The organism is Streptomyces sp. NPDC059454 (assembly GCF_042749965.1).
Classification (GTDB): Bacteria; Actinomycetota; Actinomycetes; order Streptomycetales; family Streptomycetaceae; genus Streptomyces.
In genome coordinates this window covers 137,025-151,857 of sequence record NZ_JBHYVC010000005.1, presented here as the reverse complement: position 1 = coordinate 151,857, position 14,833 = coordinate 137,025, and the positions used below count along the sequence as shown (strand labels likewise).

Sequence of the window (14,833 nt, the reverse complement as noted above, 5' to 3'; positions counted from 1 at the left end):
ACCTCACTGGTGATAGTCGGGGTCCAGCACCTCAGCATGATACCGAGGTGTCACAACTATCAAGTTATCCAGATCATAGACACCACCGCCATGTTGAATTGGTGTCACGTGGTGCAGGACGTACTTATTATTTTTCCCTACGGCCTGCTGGTTCGTCACAAAAGGTGCTCTACCCGCAGCCATGCGTGTCCTGTTCGCTTTACTGAAACCTGCCGCCAGGCCTGGGTCATTGGCAACAGCTTTCCAGAAAGCTTCGCGAAAATCTCCGAATGTCTTGAAGGATTTCCCTTGCAGCTGTCGGCCGATCTGTCCTGGGATTTTCCCTGTACTCCCATGAGTCCCCTTGAGCCATCCGCCCGATATGTCGGACAGGCGCCCGCCACCTGTTACAGCGCCTGGGGAGTTCCTTAGCTCTGTGGCCGTCCTGGTACCCGGTATGGCCAGGCGATTACCCAGTCCTTCGGCGCCCAGGACCGAGGTCTCTGGCTCGACCGCTTGTCGTCGCCAGCCGGTGAGGCCGCCGATGCCTACGAGGGCGATCTGCTGGGTCAGTTCTTCGGCGGTTTCGGCGTACAGGTCGGCGAGGGCGTCGCAGCCCTGCTGGCGGAGCATGTATTCGGCGCGGTAGAGGCGGTAGGCGGGGCGGACGGGGAGGTACTTGTCGACGAAGGCGCCGGCGCCGCCGTTCTCGCCGGTGAATGCGTCGTGCAGGTCCCCGGCGAGGACGAAGGGCGACTTGAAGACGTCGACGAAGGCGTCACCGAAGATGCCCGCTGCTTCGCCGAGGCTGTCGACGCTGTCGTTGTTCGGGTCGTCGGGGGTCAGTCCGCTGGGGTCGGTCAGGAGGGTGGGGACGTTGTCGGCGTAGGCGTAGGGCGATATGTACGGCGTGGTCTGGGCGCGGGTGGCGGGGTCGGGTCGGGTGAAGCGGCCGGTGGTGGTGTTGTACTGGCGGGCGTGCAGGTCGAGGTTGCCGGTGGTGGTTTCGTAGCGGGCGCCGGTGTAGGAGGGAGGGCTTGCGGGGGCGCCGCCGGTGGTGGTGCCCAGGACCCGGGTGCCGAACGGGTCGTAGGCCCAGCGCTGGTAGAGGGTGCCGGTGCTGCCCGTGACGTCGACTGGTGAGCCCTGGGTGTCGTGGTGGTAGTAGAAGAGCGCACCTGTGCCGGTCTTGACGGAGGTGGGCTGGCCGAGGGGGTCGTAGCGGAAGGACTGCTTGATGGTCCAGGCGCTGTCGTACTCGGTGGCCAGGATCGGCAGCGGGGCGTTGGGGTCCCACTGGGTGCGGTGGGTGACCGCGCCGTCCTTGAGGGTGGCGACCTGGTTGCCGCTGGCATCGTGGTCGTAGGTGTAGGCGGTGCCGCCGACGGTGGCGGCGGAGATCTGCCCGGCCAGGTCGTAGGTGTAGGTGTCGGCGCCCTTCTTGGTCTGGTTGCCTTCGGCGTCGTAGTCGTAGGCGGTGGTCGTGGTGCCGGTGGTGGTGGAGGTGAGCTGGTCGGCCGCGTCGTAGGCGTAGCTGGTGGAGGTGGTGCCGAGGGTGGAGGTCAGGCGGTTGCCGACCTTGTCGTAGGTGTAGGACGTGGCGCGGCTCGCGGCGCAGCCGGCGACCCAGGGCTGGGGGAAGCAGCCGGAGGTGAGGCGGCCTGCGGTGTCGTAGGTGAGGTCGTAGCCGGTCGTGCCGACGTTGGCGCGGGTGATGTCGACGTGGGTGGGCAGGCCCGCGGGGGAGAGGGAGTGCGCGGTCTTGGTGACCGTGGTGCCGGCCTTGGCGGAGGTGACGGCGGTGAGGCGGCCGGCCCGGTCGTATGTGCGGTCCTCGGTCTCGGTGTTGGGCAGCGCGGACCTGGTGAGGTTGCCGGCCGGGTCCCAGGTGTAGGTGGTGGTCTTGCCGTCGGCCAGCATCGTGGCGGTGCGGCCGTCGTTGTCGTAGGTGTAGGTGATCGTGTTGCCGTCGGAGTACTTGCGGGTGAGCATCTGCCCGGCGGCGTCGTAGGTGTAGGCGAAGCCGCGGGTCTTGGTGAGGTTGCCGACCGCGTCGTAGACGAAGTCCTCGGAGATCTTCGAATTGGCGCGGGCGGTCAGCTGTCCGGCGTCGTCGTAGCCGAACGTCGCGTCGGGGGTGGAGTCGGAGTGGTCGACCTTGGTGAGCAGGCCGCGCGGGTCGTAGATGTAGCCGGTGGATCCGCGGGGCGTGGTCTTTTTGGTGAGGTTGCCGGCGGCGTCGTAGGCGTAGGTGGTCTCCCGCTTCAGCGGGTCGGTGACCGAGGTGGGGCGGCGGGCCGCGTCGTAGCCGTACGTGGTGATGTGGCCGTTGGCGTCGGTGCGCTCGCTGACGTTGCCGGCCTTGTCATAGCCGTACGTGGTGACCGCACCGTCCGCAGCGGTGACCTCGGTCAGCCGGTCGAGGTTGTCGTAGCCGTAGACGGTGGCGCGCTTGTCGGCGTCCGTCTGTTTGACCACGTTGTTCACCGCGTCGTAGGCGGTGGTGGTCACGCCGCCCAGCGGGTCGGTGACCGTGGTCGGGTTTCCGGCCGGGTCGTAGCCGTAGGTGGTCGTGTACGGGGCGGGGTCGGCGCCGGCGGCGTTGCCTCGCGGGTCGACGGCGGTGGCTTGGCGGCCGTCGGCGTCGTAGGTCCAGCTCTCCTTGTGGCCGAGCGGGGAGGTGCGGCTGAGCAGGTTGCCGTCGGCGTCGTAGGCGTTGGTGGTGGTCTTGCCCAGCTGATTGGTGCTGCTGGTCAGCCGGTTGTTCTTGTCGTAGACGGAGGTGACCGTCTCGCCTGCGGCGTCGGTGACCTTGGTGACGTTGTCGTTCGCGTCGTAGGTGTAGCCGGTGGTGTGGCCCAGGGGGTCGGTGACCACGAGGGGCCGGTTGATCGCGTCGTAGGTCGTGTTGGTCGACGCGCCGGTCGGGCCGGTGACCTTCGTGGTGTTGCCTGCCGCGTCGTAGGCGTAACTCGTGGTGTAGGCGGCCGGGTCGGCGCCGGAGACGTTGCCGCGCGGCGAGACGCTGCTCAGCAGGCGGCCCACCTTGTCGTAGGTGTAGGTGATCTTGCCGCCGGTCGCGTCGGTCTCGGAGGCCAGGCGTCCGCTCGCGTCGTAGGTGCGGGTGACGAAGTTGCCGGACGGGTCGGTGGTCCGGGTCAGGTGCCCTGCGTCGTCGTAGGCGAACGTGGTGGTGTTGCCCGCCGGGTTCCGCGCGGACGTCATCTGCTCGGCGCCGTTGTACTCGTAGGTCGTGGTGCGGCCCAGAGGGTCGGTGGCCGAGCTGAGGAGCCCGCGGCCGTCATAGGCGTAGCTCGTGGTGTGGTCGGCCGGGTCGGCGCCGGTGACGTTGCCGCGCGGGTCCGTCTTCGTCAGGATCCGGCCGGCCTTGTCGTAGGTGAACGTCGTCTTCTCACCCAGCGGCGTGGTGACCGAGGTCCGGTTGCCGGCCGTGTCGTAGCCGTAGATGGTGACCTTGCCACGTGGCGTCGTCACGGTCTCCAGCGAGCCGAGCGCGGTGTACGTGTAGCCGGTCTTGCCGCCCAGCGGGTCCGTGGCCGACGTCAGCTGGTTCGACGTGTTGTAGGTGTACGTCGTCTTGTTCTTGCGGCCGTCGGTGTGGCTGGTGAGATTGCCCGCGCTGTCGTAGGTCCAGCTTTCCGTGTAGCCGAGGGCCGAGGGGGCGCTGCGGGTGAGCATCCGCCCGGCGCTGTCGTACGTCATCTCCGTGGTGTTGCCGCGCTGGTCGGTGATGGCGACGGGCCGCAGGTGACGGTCGTAGTCGTAGGTGATGCTCTTGCCGTACGGGTCGATCGTCTCCATCAGGACGTTGCCGGCGTACACATCGGTCCACACGCCGCTGTCGGGCGCGGTGGTGTGCGACTCGCTCCTGCCGTCCCAGGTGAACGTGGTGGTCTTGCCGTTCTGGTCGGTCTGGGACTTGATGCGGCCCGTGGAGTCGTAGACGTTGGTGACCTTGCCGCCCGCCGGGTCGGTGTAGGAGGAGAGCCGCTTGTTCGTGTCGTAGGTGTACGAGGATGTCCTGCCGGCCGGGTCGGTGACCGAGGTCAGCAGGCCTCCGGTGTAGCCGTACGAGACTGAAGTGCCGTCCGGCAGGCCCACCTTGGACAGCAGTCCGTCGGCACCGGGCGTGAACGTGGTGGTGCGGCCGGCGGCGTCCTTGACGGAGGCGAGCGTGCCGGACGGGTACGTCAGGGTCAGTCCCTTGCCGGCTCTGTCGACCACGGATGTGAGCCGACCGCTGCTGTTGAACGTCCGCTTGGTGTGGTCCGGCGTGGTGATCGTATAAGTGCTTGTGTCCTTGACCAGCTTGGCCGCCGACCCGGCCGGAGCGGCGTACGTGCCGTCACTGTTCTGTGTGAAGACGAACGACGCCCCGTCGTCCGTCCGGTACGTCACCTTCCCCGTCGCCGCGGTCAGCTTGGCGTCGAACGGCGTCGCCCAGCCGCGCCCCAACAGACCGACGGCACTCGAGTCGGAGCGGTAGGTGCGCTCCAGGGTCAGCGGCACCCCGGGGCTCACCAGCGAGGCGTCGGTGAGCTGTTCGAAGAACATGCCGGTGGCCGTGTTGACCGGGTCGGCGCGGTGCGCCTGTGCGTAGCAGGTACAGATTCCCGCCTGCGCACCGGGGATCACCGGAGTGTAGAACGCCTCCACCAGCGGCGAGGTGGTCCCGCCGGGGCTCGACGTCCCGTCGGCGCTGTTGAGGAAGACCCAGGCATAGTACTCCTTGCCGTCCTCGAGAATTCCGCCCAGCGCGCTGCCGGCCCACCAGAAACACTGGTCCGTGGGATAGGAGTTGCTCGCCCACCAGTCGTAGCACCAGGCCCCGGTGTCCGGGGTGTCGCCGCTGGGATCGTCCGTGGACTTCTTGATCTCCTGCTGCACGACGGGGGAGCCGCCCTCGTCCAGGACGTACAGCCACATCCCGGTATACGAATCTCCCCGCTTGGGCAACTTCACCTGCCCGCCGATCGACAGCATCCCCGGATACGCGGTGGCCCAGGACGACACCCACGTCGGGTTCTCGGCCGCCGCCGCGAGAGGCTGCAAAGCCACCTTCGACTCGGCGGCGGGCCCACGTTCGACGCGGTTTGTGTCCGGTCGGCTGTGGGGCTTCCCCTTGGACATCCGCCCCGGCGCGTTCATGTAGTCGCGCATCGGCGACCGTTCGTGCCGGTCCTCGTCGACCTGCTTGCGGCGCTCGGCCAGCGTCATGGCTTTGGGGGGCTTGGGCAGGTCGGCGGCTGTCCGGGCCTGCGCGTGTGTGATGGCCGCGGTGACCGCGGAGTGGGGACGGTCCACGGGCGACGCCCAGGAGGGGGCGACCCCCGCTAGTGCCAGCAGAGCCAGGGCCAGAACGACCGTGACAAGTCTTCGCGCTTGTGTGCGCACAGTGCATCACCTGTGGGTCAGGAGTGAAGAGAGGTCGCGGTGATGCATGATCAGAAAAATCTCGAACTAACGTGCCGTGGAAAGCGGGGCCGAAACGCGACGGAGTCCCCACTCGCCCTGGCCATGAGATTGCAGGCTGAGCGGACGGAGAGCTCCGCTTGGCCGCGCGTTTTGGCGCGAAGGTGATCCAGAGCGCGAGGTGGCGTGGGTGAACGGACTCTTGACGGTGAGCCAAGGAAAGGCAGCGGACCGGAAACGGAAGAACGGGCTGCTTGAGTGGAACCTTTTCCCCGGCCTCGGGCAGGCGATACACCTGTCTGTCACGACTGAGGGATCGATGGCCGACCCGCTGGCCGTTCAGTGCCGTCGCACCGACGTGCTACTGCGATTACCCGCCTCAGGAGGAGGGTCCCAACCGCAGGACGAGTACAGCGGAGGCCCGGGTGCGTGCCCCCGCGAGGCGGAGTTCGCCCTGGTGCCGGTCGGCCCAGCGGCGGATCCGCCAGTCATCCGCTCTGAACTCGGTGATGCAGACGGTGGATGGTGAGCAGACGGACGGCCTCGTGAGTGAACAGGCAGTTGAGGCTGCGGCCGCAGGCGACGGCGTACGTCTTTCGGGCAACTCGTCCGAATGCCAGTTAAGTTCGTCCAATGACAGCGAGCAAGCTCCGGGGATATGGCCGACGGCACGATCCTCTGCGGGGCGGACGTCGATCAAGCAGACGTTCGTGCTGTTCATCCGATGGAGCAATTGCTGACGGGCGAGCGACACGGTGTCCGTCGGCCCAGGTGGACGGCCCGGGTACGCTTGGCCGCGGTGAGATACTCATGGGCCACCCGCTGGAGCAGCTCGACCCGAGTGACCGCGCCACCGCCTGCCAACCGGTAGCGGACACGCACCCTCGCGTCGGGAGTGACGATTCCCGAGTGCGGGCCCTATCACTCATCGCCGTGGACGGAGCCCAGGCAAAGCCGGCGAGGATCTCACGTAGCAGTTACAGGACTTATGGACAGCCGCTTACCAATAGGGGACCCGAGGTCGTTCGTGTCATGGTCAACGAAGGACAGCTGGTAAGGAGGGCCACACGGCTGTCTGCCAATGCCGGTCACGAGTGAACGAAGAGTGAATTTCTTGTCAGCCCGTCCGGGCCAGGTTGGGCACTGGTTCGGGCGAAGCCGTCCGGCTGTGGTCGGGACGTGCCGGTGTGCCGGGTTCGATGGGACGGTTGCGCGATGCCGTCCCGGACGGGGTCTGACTCGTGAGATCTATGACCGAAGTGTCCAGTCACAGGCTTGTCGACTGTCGTTGCGGGATGTTTTCTGCTGTCACCGAGCCACAAGGCGTGTCCCAATAGGGGCCTTGCCGAGTTTCCGGCGCCATCACGGTTCAGACCGCCCGAGCAGGCCGGTGCCATCCACCCAGCCAGCACGTCATCACGTGGGAGGCCGACCACCATGAAGACCCGACATTGCAGCACCTCCTCGAGCACGGATCCGCCCGTTCGGCGCGAGGTCGTCCTGGGCGTGGACACGCACGGCGAAGTCCATGTCGCCGCCGTGATCTCCCCGCTCGGGAAGATCTTGGGGACCGAGTCCTTTCCGGCGACGGCGGCCGGCTGCCGGCAGCTGCTTGTGTGGGCCCGCAAGCGGGGTACGGTGCGCCGGGCCGGGGTGGAGGGCACCGGCACCTTCGGCTCGGGCCTGTCCCGCTACCTTTTGGCGCAGCAGATCCAGGTGTACGAGGTGAACCGACCCGACCGCTCGGCCCGCCGGCTGCTCGGGAAGTCGGACCCGCTCGACGCCCAGGCCGCCGCGCGGGCCGTGCTCAGTGGCCGCGTCCGGCGCGGGCCAAGTCCGGCGGCGGTCCGGTGCGCAGCGCCCGGATGTTCAAGCTCGTCAAGGACTCCGCGGTCAAGGCCCGCACCCAGGCGATCAACCAGCTCAAGGCCGTCCTGGTCATCGCCGACCCCGCCCTGCGGGAACGGTTGTCGAGCCTGGGCAACGCCGAGCTGTTCCGCACCTGCGCGACCCTCAGCCCACCCGATGGCGGGGGAGACGAGGACGCGGCGGCCCAGGCCACCCACCTGACGTTGCGCATGCTCGCCGAGCGCATCGAACAGCTCACCGGGCAGATCAATGAGCTGAACCAGCGACTGACCCGGCTCGTCGAACGTCACGCCCCACAGCTGCTCGTACCGGTGGGCATCGGTCCGGACAGCGCCGTCACTCTCCTGATCACCATGGGGGACAATCCCGAACGGCTGAACACCGAGGCGTCCTTTGCTGCCCTTTGCGGAGTCAGCCCCATCGAGTACTCCTCGGGCCGGCGGAGCACGCGCCGGCTCAACTACGGCGGCGACCGACAGGCCAACGCGGCCCTGCACCGCATCGTGTTCACCCGCCTGCGCCACGACCCGCGCACCCGGGCGTACTACGAACGCCGCACTCAGGAGGGCAAGACCCGACGCGAGATCATCCGATGCCTCAAGCGGTATGCCGCCCGCGAGGTCTTCAACCTGGTCAGACCGGTTTCCCGAACCCCCGCGTTATAGGGGCGTCTGCGGAGGAGGGCGGGTGTCAGTTTTGTTGGGCTCCGTCGGTTTCTCCCAGGCCGCCACAGGTCCGTGGCCAGCGGGCGGGCGAACCGGAGCTGCGCATGGGCGGCGATCACCAGCCAGGTCCACCGGCCGGCCGCCTCGGAGCTGCGAAGCCGGGGCTTGATCCGGCCGAGCGCCTGCTTGAAGAGGCGGAACGTGCGTTCGATGTCGAATCGCCGCAGGAAGGACTGCCAGCAGCGGTCGGCGTCCGCCTCGGACGCGCCGGTGCCCGACCACTCCAGCCAGACCGGCTTGTTCACCCCGCCGCTGGGCAGCTTCTGCACGATCAGCCGGACGACGGTGCCCTCGATGATGGGCAGCGGGCCGTCGTGGTCGAGCCAGGCCGCCCGCCGGGTCGACCGCCGGTGCAACCGGTCCCACGCCTGCGCGGTCGCCTTCCCATCGAGCCGGGTGTCCGTGGTCGTCGCAGTCTGTTCGGTGCTCCAGGTGCTGGAGTCTCCGAAGACGAACTCGCCGCCATGCTTGGGCGGTCGCCCCCTTTGGGGTTGTAGACCCGCGGTGGTGTCGGCCGGCGCATCACGCGATCGGAGCGGAGCCGACTGGAGATTTCGACGGGCAGGCCGTTCAGCAGTCGGCGCGCTGGCCGAGTTCGCAGCGCTGGGACGGCGGACGGGACTGATGCACCGGCGGCGACGTCGTGGTCGACGCGGCGGCTTGCCGCCCGACAGCTGCCCCGGACTCCCGCTGAACCGACGCGGGCCCGTCGTGCCCCGCGCCGCCCAGCCGCTCCTATCGGGCCGCCGACCCGGTCAGGAGGCCCTGGCCAGAGCAAGGACGACGTTGTGTCCGCCGAAGCCGAAGGAGTGGCTGACGGCGATACGGACGTCCTGTCGGCGTGGCTCCTTGGTGACGCAGTCGATGTCGAACCCCGGAGCCGGGGCGTCCAGGTTCGCGACCGGGGGCACCGTACTGTGCTGAAGGGTGAGCACGGTCAGTGCCGCCTCCACGGCGCCCGCCGCGCCCAGGCTGTGGCCGAGTACGCCCTTGGGTGCGGTGACACTGGGGCGGTGCGGCAGTACCCGGGCGATCAGTGCCGATTCGGCGGCGTCGTTGGCCGCCGTGGAGGTGCCGTGGGCGTTGACGTGGTCGACGTCGTGCGGAGCCAGACCCGCGTCCGCCAGGGCGGTGCGCAGGGCAGCCTCCGCGCCCCGGCTGTCCGGGGCGGGTGCGGTGGGATGGTGGGCGTCCGAGGTGCTGCCGCAGCCCACCAACAGGGCGCGGACACGGGCACCACGGGTGGCCGCGTCCGCGGTCCGCTCCAGTACGAGGACGCCGGCGCCTTCCGCCATGACGAAGCCGTCACGGTCGGCGGCGAAGGGCCGGGACGCGCGGGTGACCGCGTCGGTGCGCCGGGACAGCGCGCCGGCGCGCCAGAAGCCCGTGGTCACCAGCGGGGTGATGGCGGCTTCGGTGGCTCCGGCCACCGCGATGTCGCACTGGCCGGCGGCGAGGAGGTCGCGGGCGACGGCGACGGCGGTGGCGCCGGAGGCACAGGCGGTGGCCGGGGCGAGGCCGGGGCCGCGGGCCCCGAGGTCGATGGAGACCTCCCCTGCCGCCATGTTCGGGATGATCTGGGGAATGGTGAGCGCGGAGACCATGTCGGCGCCCCGTTCTGCCAGCCGCCTGGCCTGTTCCTCGCGCACCGCGTCCGCTCCCAACCCGCAGCCGATGACGACGGCGACCCGGTCGCCGTCCCACGTCCGGGCGTCGAGGCCGGCGTCGTGCACCGCCTCGCGGGCGGCGAGCACCGCCAGCACGGCGTTGTGTGACAGGCGCCAGGCGGTGCGGCCGACGCGCCGGTCCAGGTCGGCGCGGCGCAGCGGGACGCGGCAGGAGAAGTCGACGGGAAGCCCGGCCAGCGCCGGATCGTGCGCGGCCGCGGTGCCCGCACCGCGGCGGACCGTGTCCCAGGTGGCGCCGGTGTTCTCCCCGGCAGGGGTGATCAGGCCGAGGCCGGTGACGGCGACGGGCTCGGTCACGAGGGGGCCACCGCCCCGGTGTCACCCGTGCGCAACGCGTCGAGGTGGTCGACGACCTGCGCGACGGTCGTGCTCCGGGAGGCGTACGCGCTGTCGAGCTTCACCCCGAAGTGCTCGTGCACGATGAGCACCAGCTCCGTCAGGGCCAGGGAGTCCAGGTCCAGTTGCCCCAGCGTGAGGTCGGGCCGGATCTCGTCCTGGGGGATGCGGAAGGCGCTGTTCAGAATGGAGCGGATGGTGTCGTAGGTGTCTGGCACGGTGTCTCCTCGTTGTCGTTCGGGGTGGAGCGGGTGAGTTCCGCGATACCGGCGTCGAATCCGACCGGCGGTGCGAAGCCCAGGTCGCGGCGGGCCGCGGTGAGGTCGAAGTGGTGCGGATGCAGCAGCTCTGCGACGAGGAAGCGGCTCAGGGCGTGGGTGCGGGTACTGCGTGCCGCGCGCAGCAGCGTGTCGCTGACCGCGGCTCCGACGGTGGCGAGCCGGGGCGGTACGGCGCACCAGCGGGCGTCGATGCCAGCGGCCCGCAGGAAGTGCAGGGTGATCTCGCGCAGCGGACGCGGGTCGCCCTGACCGATGAAGTAGGCGCGGCCGCCCGCCGTCTCCGGCGACTGCCGCAGGCTGTCCAGGGAGAGCAGATGCGCGTGGGCGGCGGTACGGACATGGGTGGTGTCGACGAGGTTGCTGCCGTCACCGGGCATCAGCAGGCGGCCGGCTCGCACGGTGCGCGCGAGAGCGGGGGCGAAATGGGGGTCGCCGGGCCCCCAGATGATGTGCGGGCGCAGCGAGACGGTGGCCAGCTCCGGGCCGTGGGCCGCCAGCACCAGGGCCTCGGCGCGGGCCTTGGTAGCGGGGTAGGCGGCCAGGTGACGGGGAGCGATGGGAAGGCTCTCGGTGACACCCTCCAGGCCGCCGGGCCGGAAGACGACGCTGGCGGTCGAGGTGTAGAGGAGCGTGCGCACGCCGTGGGCGCGGCACTGCTCGATGACATGGCGGGTGCCGACGACGTTGGTGGCCCAGTAGGGCCGTGGAGGGCCGCTGACGCCGGCGAGGGCGGCGTTGTGGATGACGGCGTCGCACCCGGCGACGGCACGGGAGACCGCGGCGGCATCGGAGAGGTCGCCCAGGTGCTGGTGGACGCCCAGTCGTTCCAGCGCGCTGCTCGGGCGCCGGTTGAGGGAGGAGGCGACGTCGCCGCGTGCGCGGAGCAGACGGCAGATCTCCAGCCCCAGGAAGCCGCTTCCTCCGGTGATCAGTACCTTCATCGATCCCTCCCGCGCAGGCGCTTGGCGGCCCAGCCGGCCAGTCGCATGCGGTCGATCTTGGAGTTGTGCCGGGGGTCGGTGGGTAAGGCGGTACGGATCAGCAGGGCGCCGACGCGGTGCCCGTCCGGGTGGTCCTTCAGAACGGCGCGGACAGCCTCCAGGGCGGAGGCTCGTGGGGTGGAGGGCAGGGGTTCCACGCAGAGCACGGGCAGTTGGCACACGGCCGTGCCGACGCCGACGAGGGCGGTGCGCCGGATGCCGGGGGCGGTGTCCGCCGCGGCCTCGATGTCCTCGGTGGTCAGGGTGAAGCCGGGGCCGGTGATCAGGTGGGCCTTGCGGCCCAGGTACCACAGCCGGTCCTCGTCGTCGAGTCGGCCGAGGTCCCCGGTGCGGTGCAGCACGCCCTGGTCGGTGTCGCTCTTGGTGGTGGCGTCGGCGTCGGGACGGGCGTGGTAGGCGGGGCTGACGGTGGGGCCGGTGACGGCGATCTCGCCGAGCCCGGTGGCGTCGGCGTCCAGGATCCGCGCGCGGATGCCGGGCAGTGGCCGGCCCAGGCAGGTGCCCGAGTGCCCGGCGGGCGGCGCGGCGCGCGAGGCCCGCAGGTCGTGGTCGCCGATCGCGGACACGGGCAGGCACTCCGTCGCGCCGTACACGCTGAGGATCTCGGCGTCGTCCGGCACAGCCTTGCGCAGGGCGTCGGCGAGACCGATGCGCAGCGGGGCTCCGAAGGACAGGATCTGCCGGACCGAGGGCAGGGCGATGCCGCGGCGCGCGCAGTGACGGGCGATCAGGGTGAGGACGGCGGGGGAGGCCAGGATGATGCTCGCCCGGTGTTCCCGAAGGGGCCCGACGATTTCCTCTGGCGGGGTACGGGCCGGGGCCAGGTGGTTCACCGCCGGGGCGACGGTGGTCAGACCCAGCAGCGGACCGAGCAGCGCGACCGGCAGGAATCCGGCGAGGAGCACGTCGTCGGGCCGAGGGTCCATCAGTGTCGTCAGAGCGTCGAGCTGCCCGGCCAGGGTGGAGTGGCGGTACTCCGCGCCCTTCGGCCGGCCCGTGGAGCCGGACGTGAAGGCGATGAGGGCCGGTTCGTCGCCGTCGGTCTCACGCACCTGCGGGAGCGAGGTACCGCCGGCCGGCATCCGGGTGACCAGTCGCCGTCCCACGGGGAGCGGCGCGGAACCGGTGACCAGGGCAATCCGGACGTGGGGGCGGCCCCACCCCAGCGCCCGGCGCCCGAGGTGGGCCAGCGGCTCCCCGATGAAGACGTCCGGGGCGATGTCCTGAAGGCAGCGGCCCACCTCGGCGCGCGGTTCGATCAGCACGGGTACGGCGCCGAGAAGGACCAGTGCGTACGAGACGGCGGTGAGATCGTGGGCATCGCGGGTCATCACGACGGCCTTGTGGCCGGGCCGGACCCCCGCGTCGCGCAGGTCCTGGGCGATGCGGCGGCAGTGGCGCACCAGCTCGCCGCGACGGGTCGTCCGCCAGCTTCCCTGACCGCTTTCCATGAGGGCGATGGCGTCGGGCCGCTCGGCCAGGCTCCCGGCGATGTCCGCGGCGGTCGTGGTCATGAGGCTCCCTGGAGGAAGTCACGGATGAGGTCGCCCAGTTCGGCCGCGGCGTCCTCCATGACGAAGTGCCCGGCGCCGGGGAAGCGGTGGATGACGGCTTGCGGGCACCGGCGTGCCCACTCCTGAAGCAGGTCCGGAGTAAAGACGGGATCGCGCATGCCCCACCCGACGAGCAGGGGCAGGTCCGCCAAGCCGGCCCCGGTGCCGGGGGGTTCGAGCAGGTGCCACGCGGGGGCTGTGGGGCCGCGGGGGATCGCGCGTACGGCGTCGGTGAGCGCCCGGCGCTCCGCGCGGCGGGCGTAGGGCCGTAGGTAGGCCCGCCGTTCGGCTGGGAGCAGTTGGTGGTGGACTCCGGCTCGTACGGCGACGCGGGCGAAGGCGTTGGTGGCGTGGACGAACGCGGCGACCGGCCGGTGGTCACGGATCCAGCGCAGGTAGAACGGCAGCCGGAAACCGTCCGGGAAGGGGAAGGCCACGGTGTTGCAGACGACCAGCCGGTCCACGACGCCCGGGTTGCGCAGCGCCCAGGCGGTTCCGAGCGGGCCGCCCCAGTCGTGCAGGACGAACGTCCAGCCCCGCTCGGGCAGGCCCTCGTTCCGCACCAGGTGACGGTGGAGGCTGTCCAGGCCTTCCAACTGAGCCTCGTAGGGGTCGGGCACCCCGTCCGCCGGCCGCAGGTGCCGGGACAGCCCGAAACCCGGCAGGTCGGGGGCCAGACAGCGGGCGTGCGGGGCGAGCCGGTGCAGCAGCTTGCGCCAGATGTAGCTCCACGACGGGTTGCCGTGCAGGAACAGCACCGGCCGGCCGGAGCCGAGGTCGAGGTAGTGCTGGCCGGTGACCGGCACCCGCCGCCAGTGCCGGGGCGCGGGATAGCCCGGCATCAGCCGTTCCAGGGCGGCGGAATCCGGTGCCGGGGTGTGCCCGGCTCGTGCGGTCACCACCGGACGAGCGCCAGACCGAAGCTGAAACCACTGGCCAGACCGATCATCGCCACCAGATCCCCGCTCTCGATGCGGTCGGCCTCTCGCGCCTTGGCCAGTTGCAGGGGCAGGGAGGCCGCCGCGCAGTTCCCGTGCTCGGCCACCGCGGGCATGCACCGGTCCTCGGGCAGGGAGAAGATGTCGATCACCTCGCGGTACTGCGGCATGGCGATTTGATGGAAGGCGATGAAGGAGAAGGCGCCGGACTGCGCGGCCCGGAGTTCGTCCCCGACGGTGTCCATGATCCGGGGAAGCACGTCGAGCGCGCTCTGTCGCAGGTCCCCGTTCAGGCGCAGGGTGGTGTGGTCGTCGTGGACGGAGAGGTGGTGCATGCTTCCGCCGCCGGCCACCGTGCAGGCCTCCCAGGCGGGGGAGTTGCTGACGAACCGGAGGGACAGGATGCCGGGATCGCCGTCACCCGCGGGGCCGGCGGTGAGCACCATCGCTGCACCGGCGTCGGAGGCTGTGTAGCCGGGCAGGGCCCTGAGCAGGTCCTCTCGGTGGGGGACGTGCCAGCGGGTGGCCAGGGTGGAGGGTTCACCGCAGGCGATGAGGACCGTGCCGTAGCGGCCGGTCTCGATAAACGACGCGGCCACCTCCATGCCGTTGAGGAAGCTGTTGCAGGCGTTCTTGACGTCGAACACCGGGCAGGAGGCGCCCAGTTTGGTGGCCACGAGGTGAGCGGTCGCGGGTTCGATCAGGTCCTGCGAGGTCGCGGCGAACAGCAGCAGGTCCACGTCGCCGATCTTCAGACCGGCTGCGTCGAGCGCGCTGCGGGCGGCGGCCACGGCGAGGTCGGAGGCGTTCTCGCCGTCCTCGTGGACATGGACCCCGCGCACACCGGTGAGATCCTCCAGCAGACCGGGCGGCGGGGCGTAGCCACCCGTCTCGGTGATCTTGACGCGGATTTCGTCCAAGGTCCGGTAACGAGAAGGAAGATGAGTGGAGACGGCGGCGATACGGGCACGGATGGCTTCGGGCACCGGGTCACCGTAACCGGTGCGAAACCGTCATGGCGTACGTGTAA

At 70.0% G+C, this 14,833-nt stretch carries 9 protein-coding genes and 2 pseudogenes; 2 read left to right on the top strand and 9 right to left on the bottom strand.

Annotation, left to right across the window (positions count from 1 at the left end):
* Positions 1-3: 3 nt before the first annotated feature.
* Both ACFXAE_RS05325 and ACFXAE_RS05320 read right to left on the bottom strand, forming a co-directional pair.
* Positions 4-5,217, bottom strand: coding sequence for a DUF6531 domain-containing protein (locus tag ACFXAE_RS05325; RefSeq protein WP_384708500.1), 5,214 nt, complete (start codon positions 5,215-5,217; stop codon positions 4-6).
* 574 nt (positions 5,218-5,791) lie between these two features.
* The gene (locus ACFXAE_RS05320) at positions 5,792-6,166 is read right to left on the bottom strand and encodes a rhodanese-like domain-containing protein (protein WP_384708295.1); all 375 of its coding nucleotides are present in this window, start codon (positions 6,164-6,166) and stop codon (positions 5,792-5,794) included.
* A gap of 683 nt (positions 6,167-6,849) precedes the next feature.
* Between ACFXAE_RS05320 and ACFXAE_RS05315 the strand changes: the two are divergent.
* Both ACFXAE_RS05315 and ACFXAE_RS05310 read left to right on the top strand, forming a co-directional pair.
* A pseudogene (locus ACFXAE_RS05315) lies at positions 6,850-7,176 on the top strand (transposase); the annotation flags it as partial.
* 86 nt (positions 7,177-7,262) lie between these two features.
* Complete coding sequence (locus ACFXAE_RS05310) at positions 7,263-7,946, top strand: transposase (protein WP_384708292.1); 684 nt, start codon at positions 7,263-7,265, stop codon at positions 7,944-7,946.
* 5 nt (positions 7,947-7,951) lie between these two features.
* On the opposite strand, the pseudogene ACFXAE_RS05305 reads toward ACFXAE_RS05310, so the two are convergent.
* The 7 genes and pseudogenes from ACFXAE_RS05305 to ACFXAE_RS05275 form a co-directional block, all read right to left on the bottom strand.
* Positions 7,952-8,583: pseudogene (locus tag ACFXAE_RS05305) on the bottom strand (transposase); the annotation flags it as partial.
* A gap of 178 nt (positions 8,584-8,761) precedes the next feature.
* A complete protein-coding gene (locus tag ACFXAE_RS05300; protein WP_384708289.1) occupies positions 8,762-9,991 on the bottom strand; it encodes a beta-ketoacyl-[acyl-carrier-protein] synthase family protein in 1,230 nt (409 codons plus the stop codon).
* Positions 9,988-10,248, bottom strand: coding sequence for an acyl carrier protein (locus ACFXAE_RS05295; RefSeq protein ID WP_384708286.1), 261 nt, complete (start codon positions 10,246-10,248; stop codon positions 9,988-9,990). The genes ACFXAE_RS05300 and ACFXAE_RS05295 overlap by 4 nt, the downstream gene beginning before the upstream one ends.
* Complete coding sequence (locus ACFXAE_RS05290) at positions 10,212-11,252, bottom strand: NAD-dependent epimerase/dehydratase family protein (RefSeq protein WP_384708283.1); 1,041 nt, start codon at positions 11,250-11,252, stop codon at positions 10,212-10,214. Before ACFXAE_RS05290 ends, ACFXAE_RS05295 begins: the two co-directional genes overlap by 37 nt.
* On the bottom strand, positions 11,249-12,826 hold the full coding sequence (locus tag ACFXAE_RS05285; protein ID WP_384708280.1) for an AMP-binding protein: 1,578 nt from the start codon (positions 12,824-12,826) through the stop codon (positions 11,249-11,251). Before ACFXAE_RS05285 ends, ACFXAE_RS05290 begins: the two co-directional genes overlap by 4 nt.
* A complete protein-coding gene (locus ACFXAE_RS05280; protein ID WP_384708276.1) occupies positions 12,823-13,764 on the bottom strand; it encodes an alpha/beta fold hydrolase in 942 nt (313 codons plus the stop codon). Before ACFXAE_RS05280 ends, ACFXAE_RS05285 begins: the two co-directional genes overlap by 4 nt.
* Complete coding sequence (locus ACFXAE_RS05275) at positions 13,761-14,789, bottom strand: 3-oxoacyl-ACP synthase III family protein (protein WP_384708273.1); 1,029 nt, start codon at positions 14,787-14,789, stop codon at positions 13,761-13,763. The genes ACFXAE_RS05280 and ACFXAE_RS05275 overlap by 4 nt, the downstream gene beginning before the upstream one ends.
* Positions 14,790-14,833 lie beyond the last annotated feature (44 nt).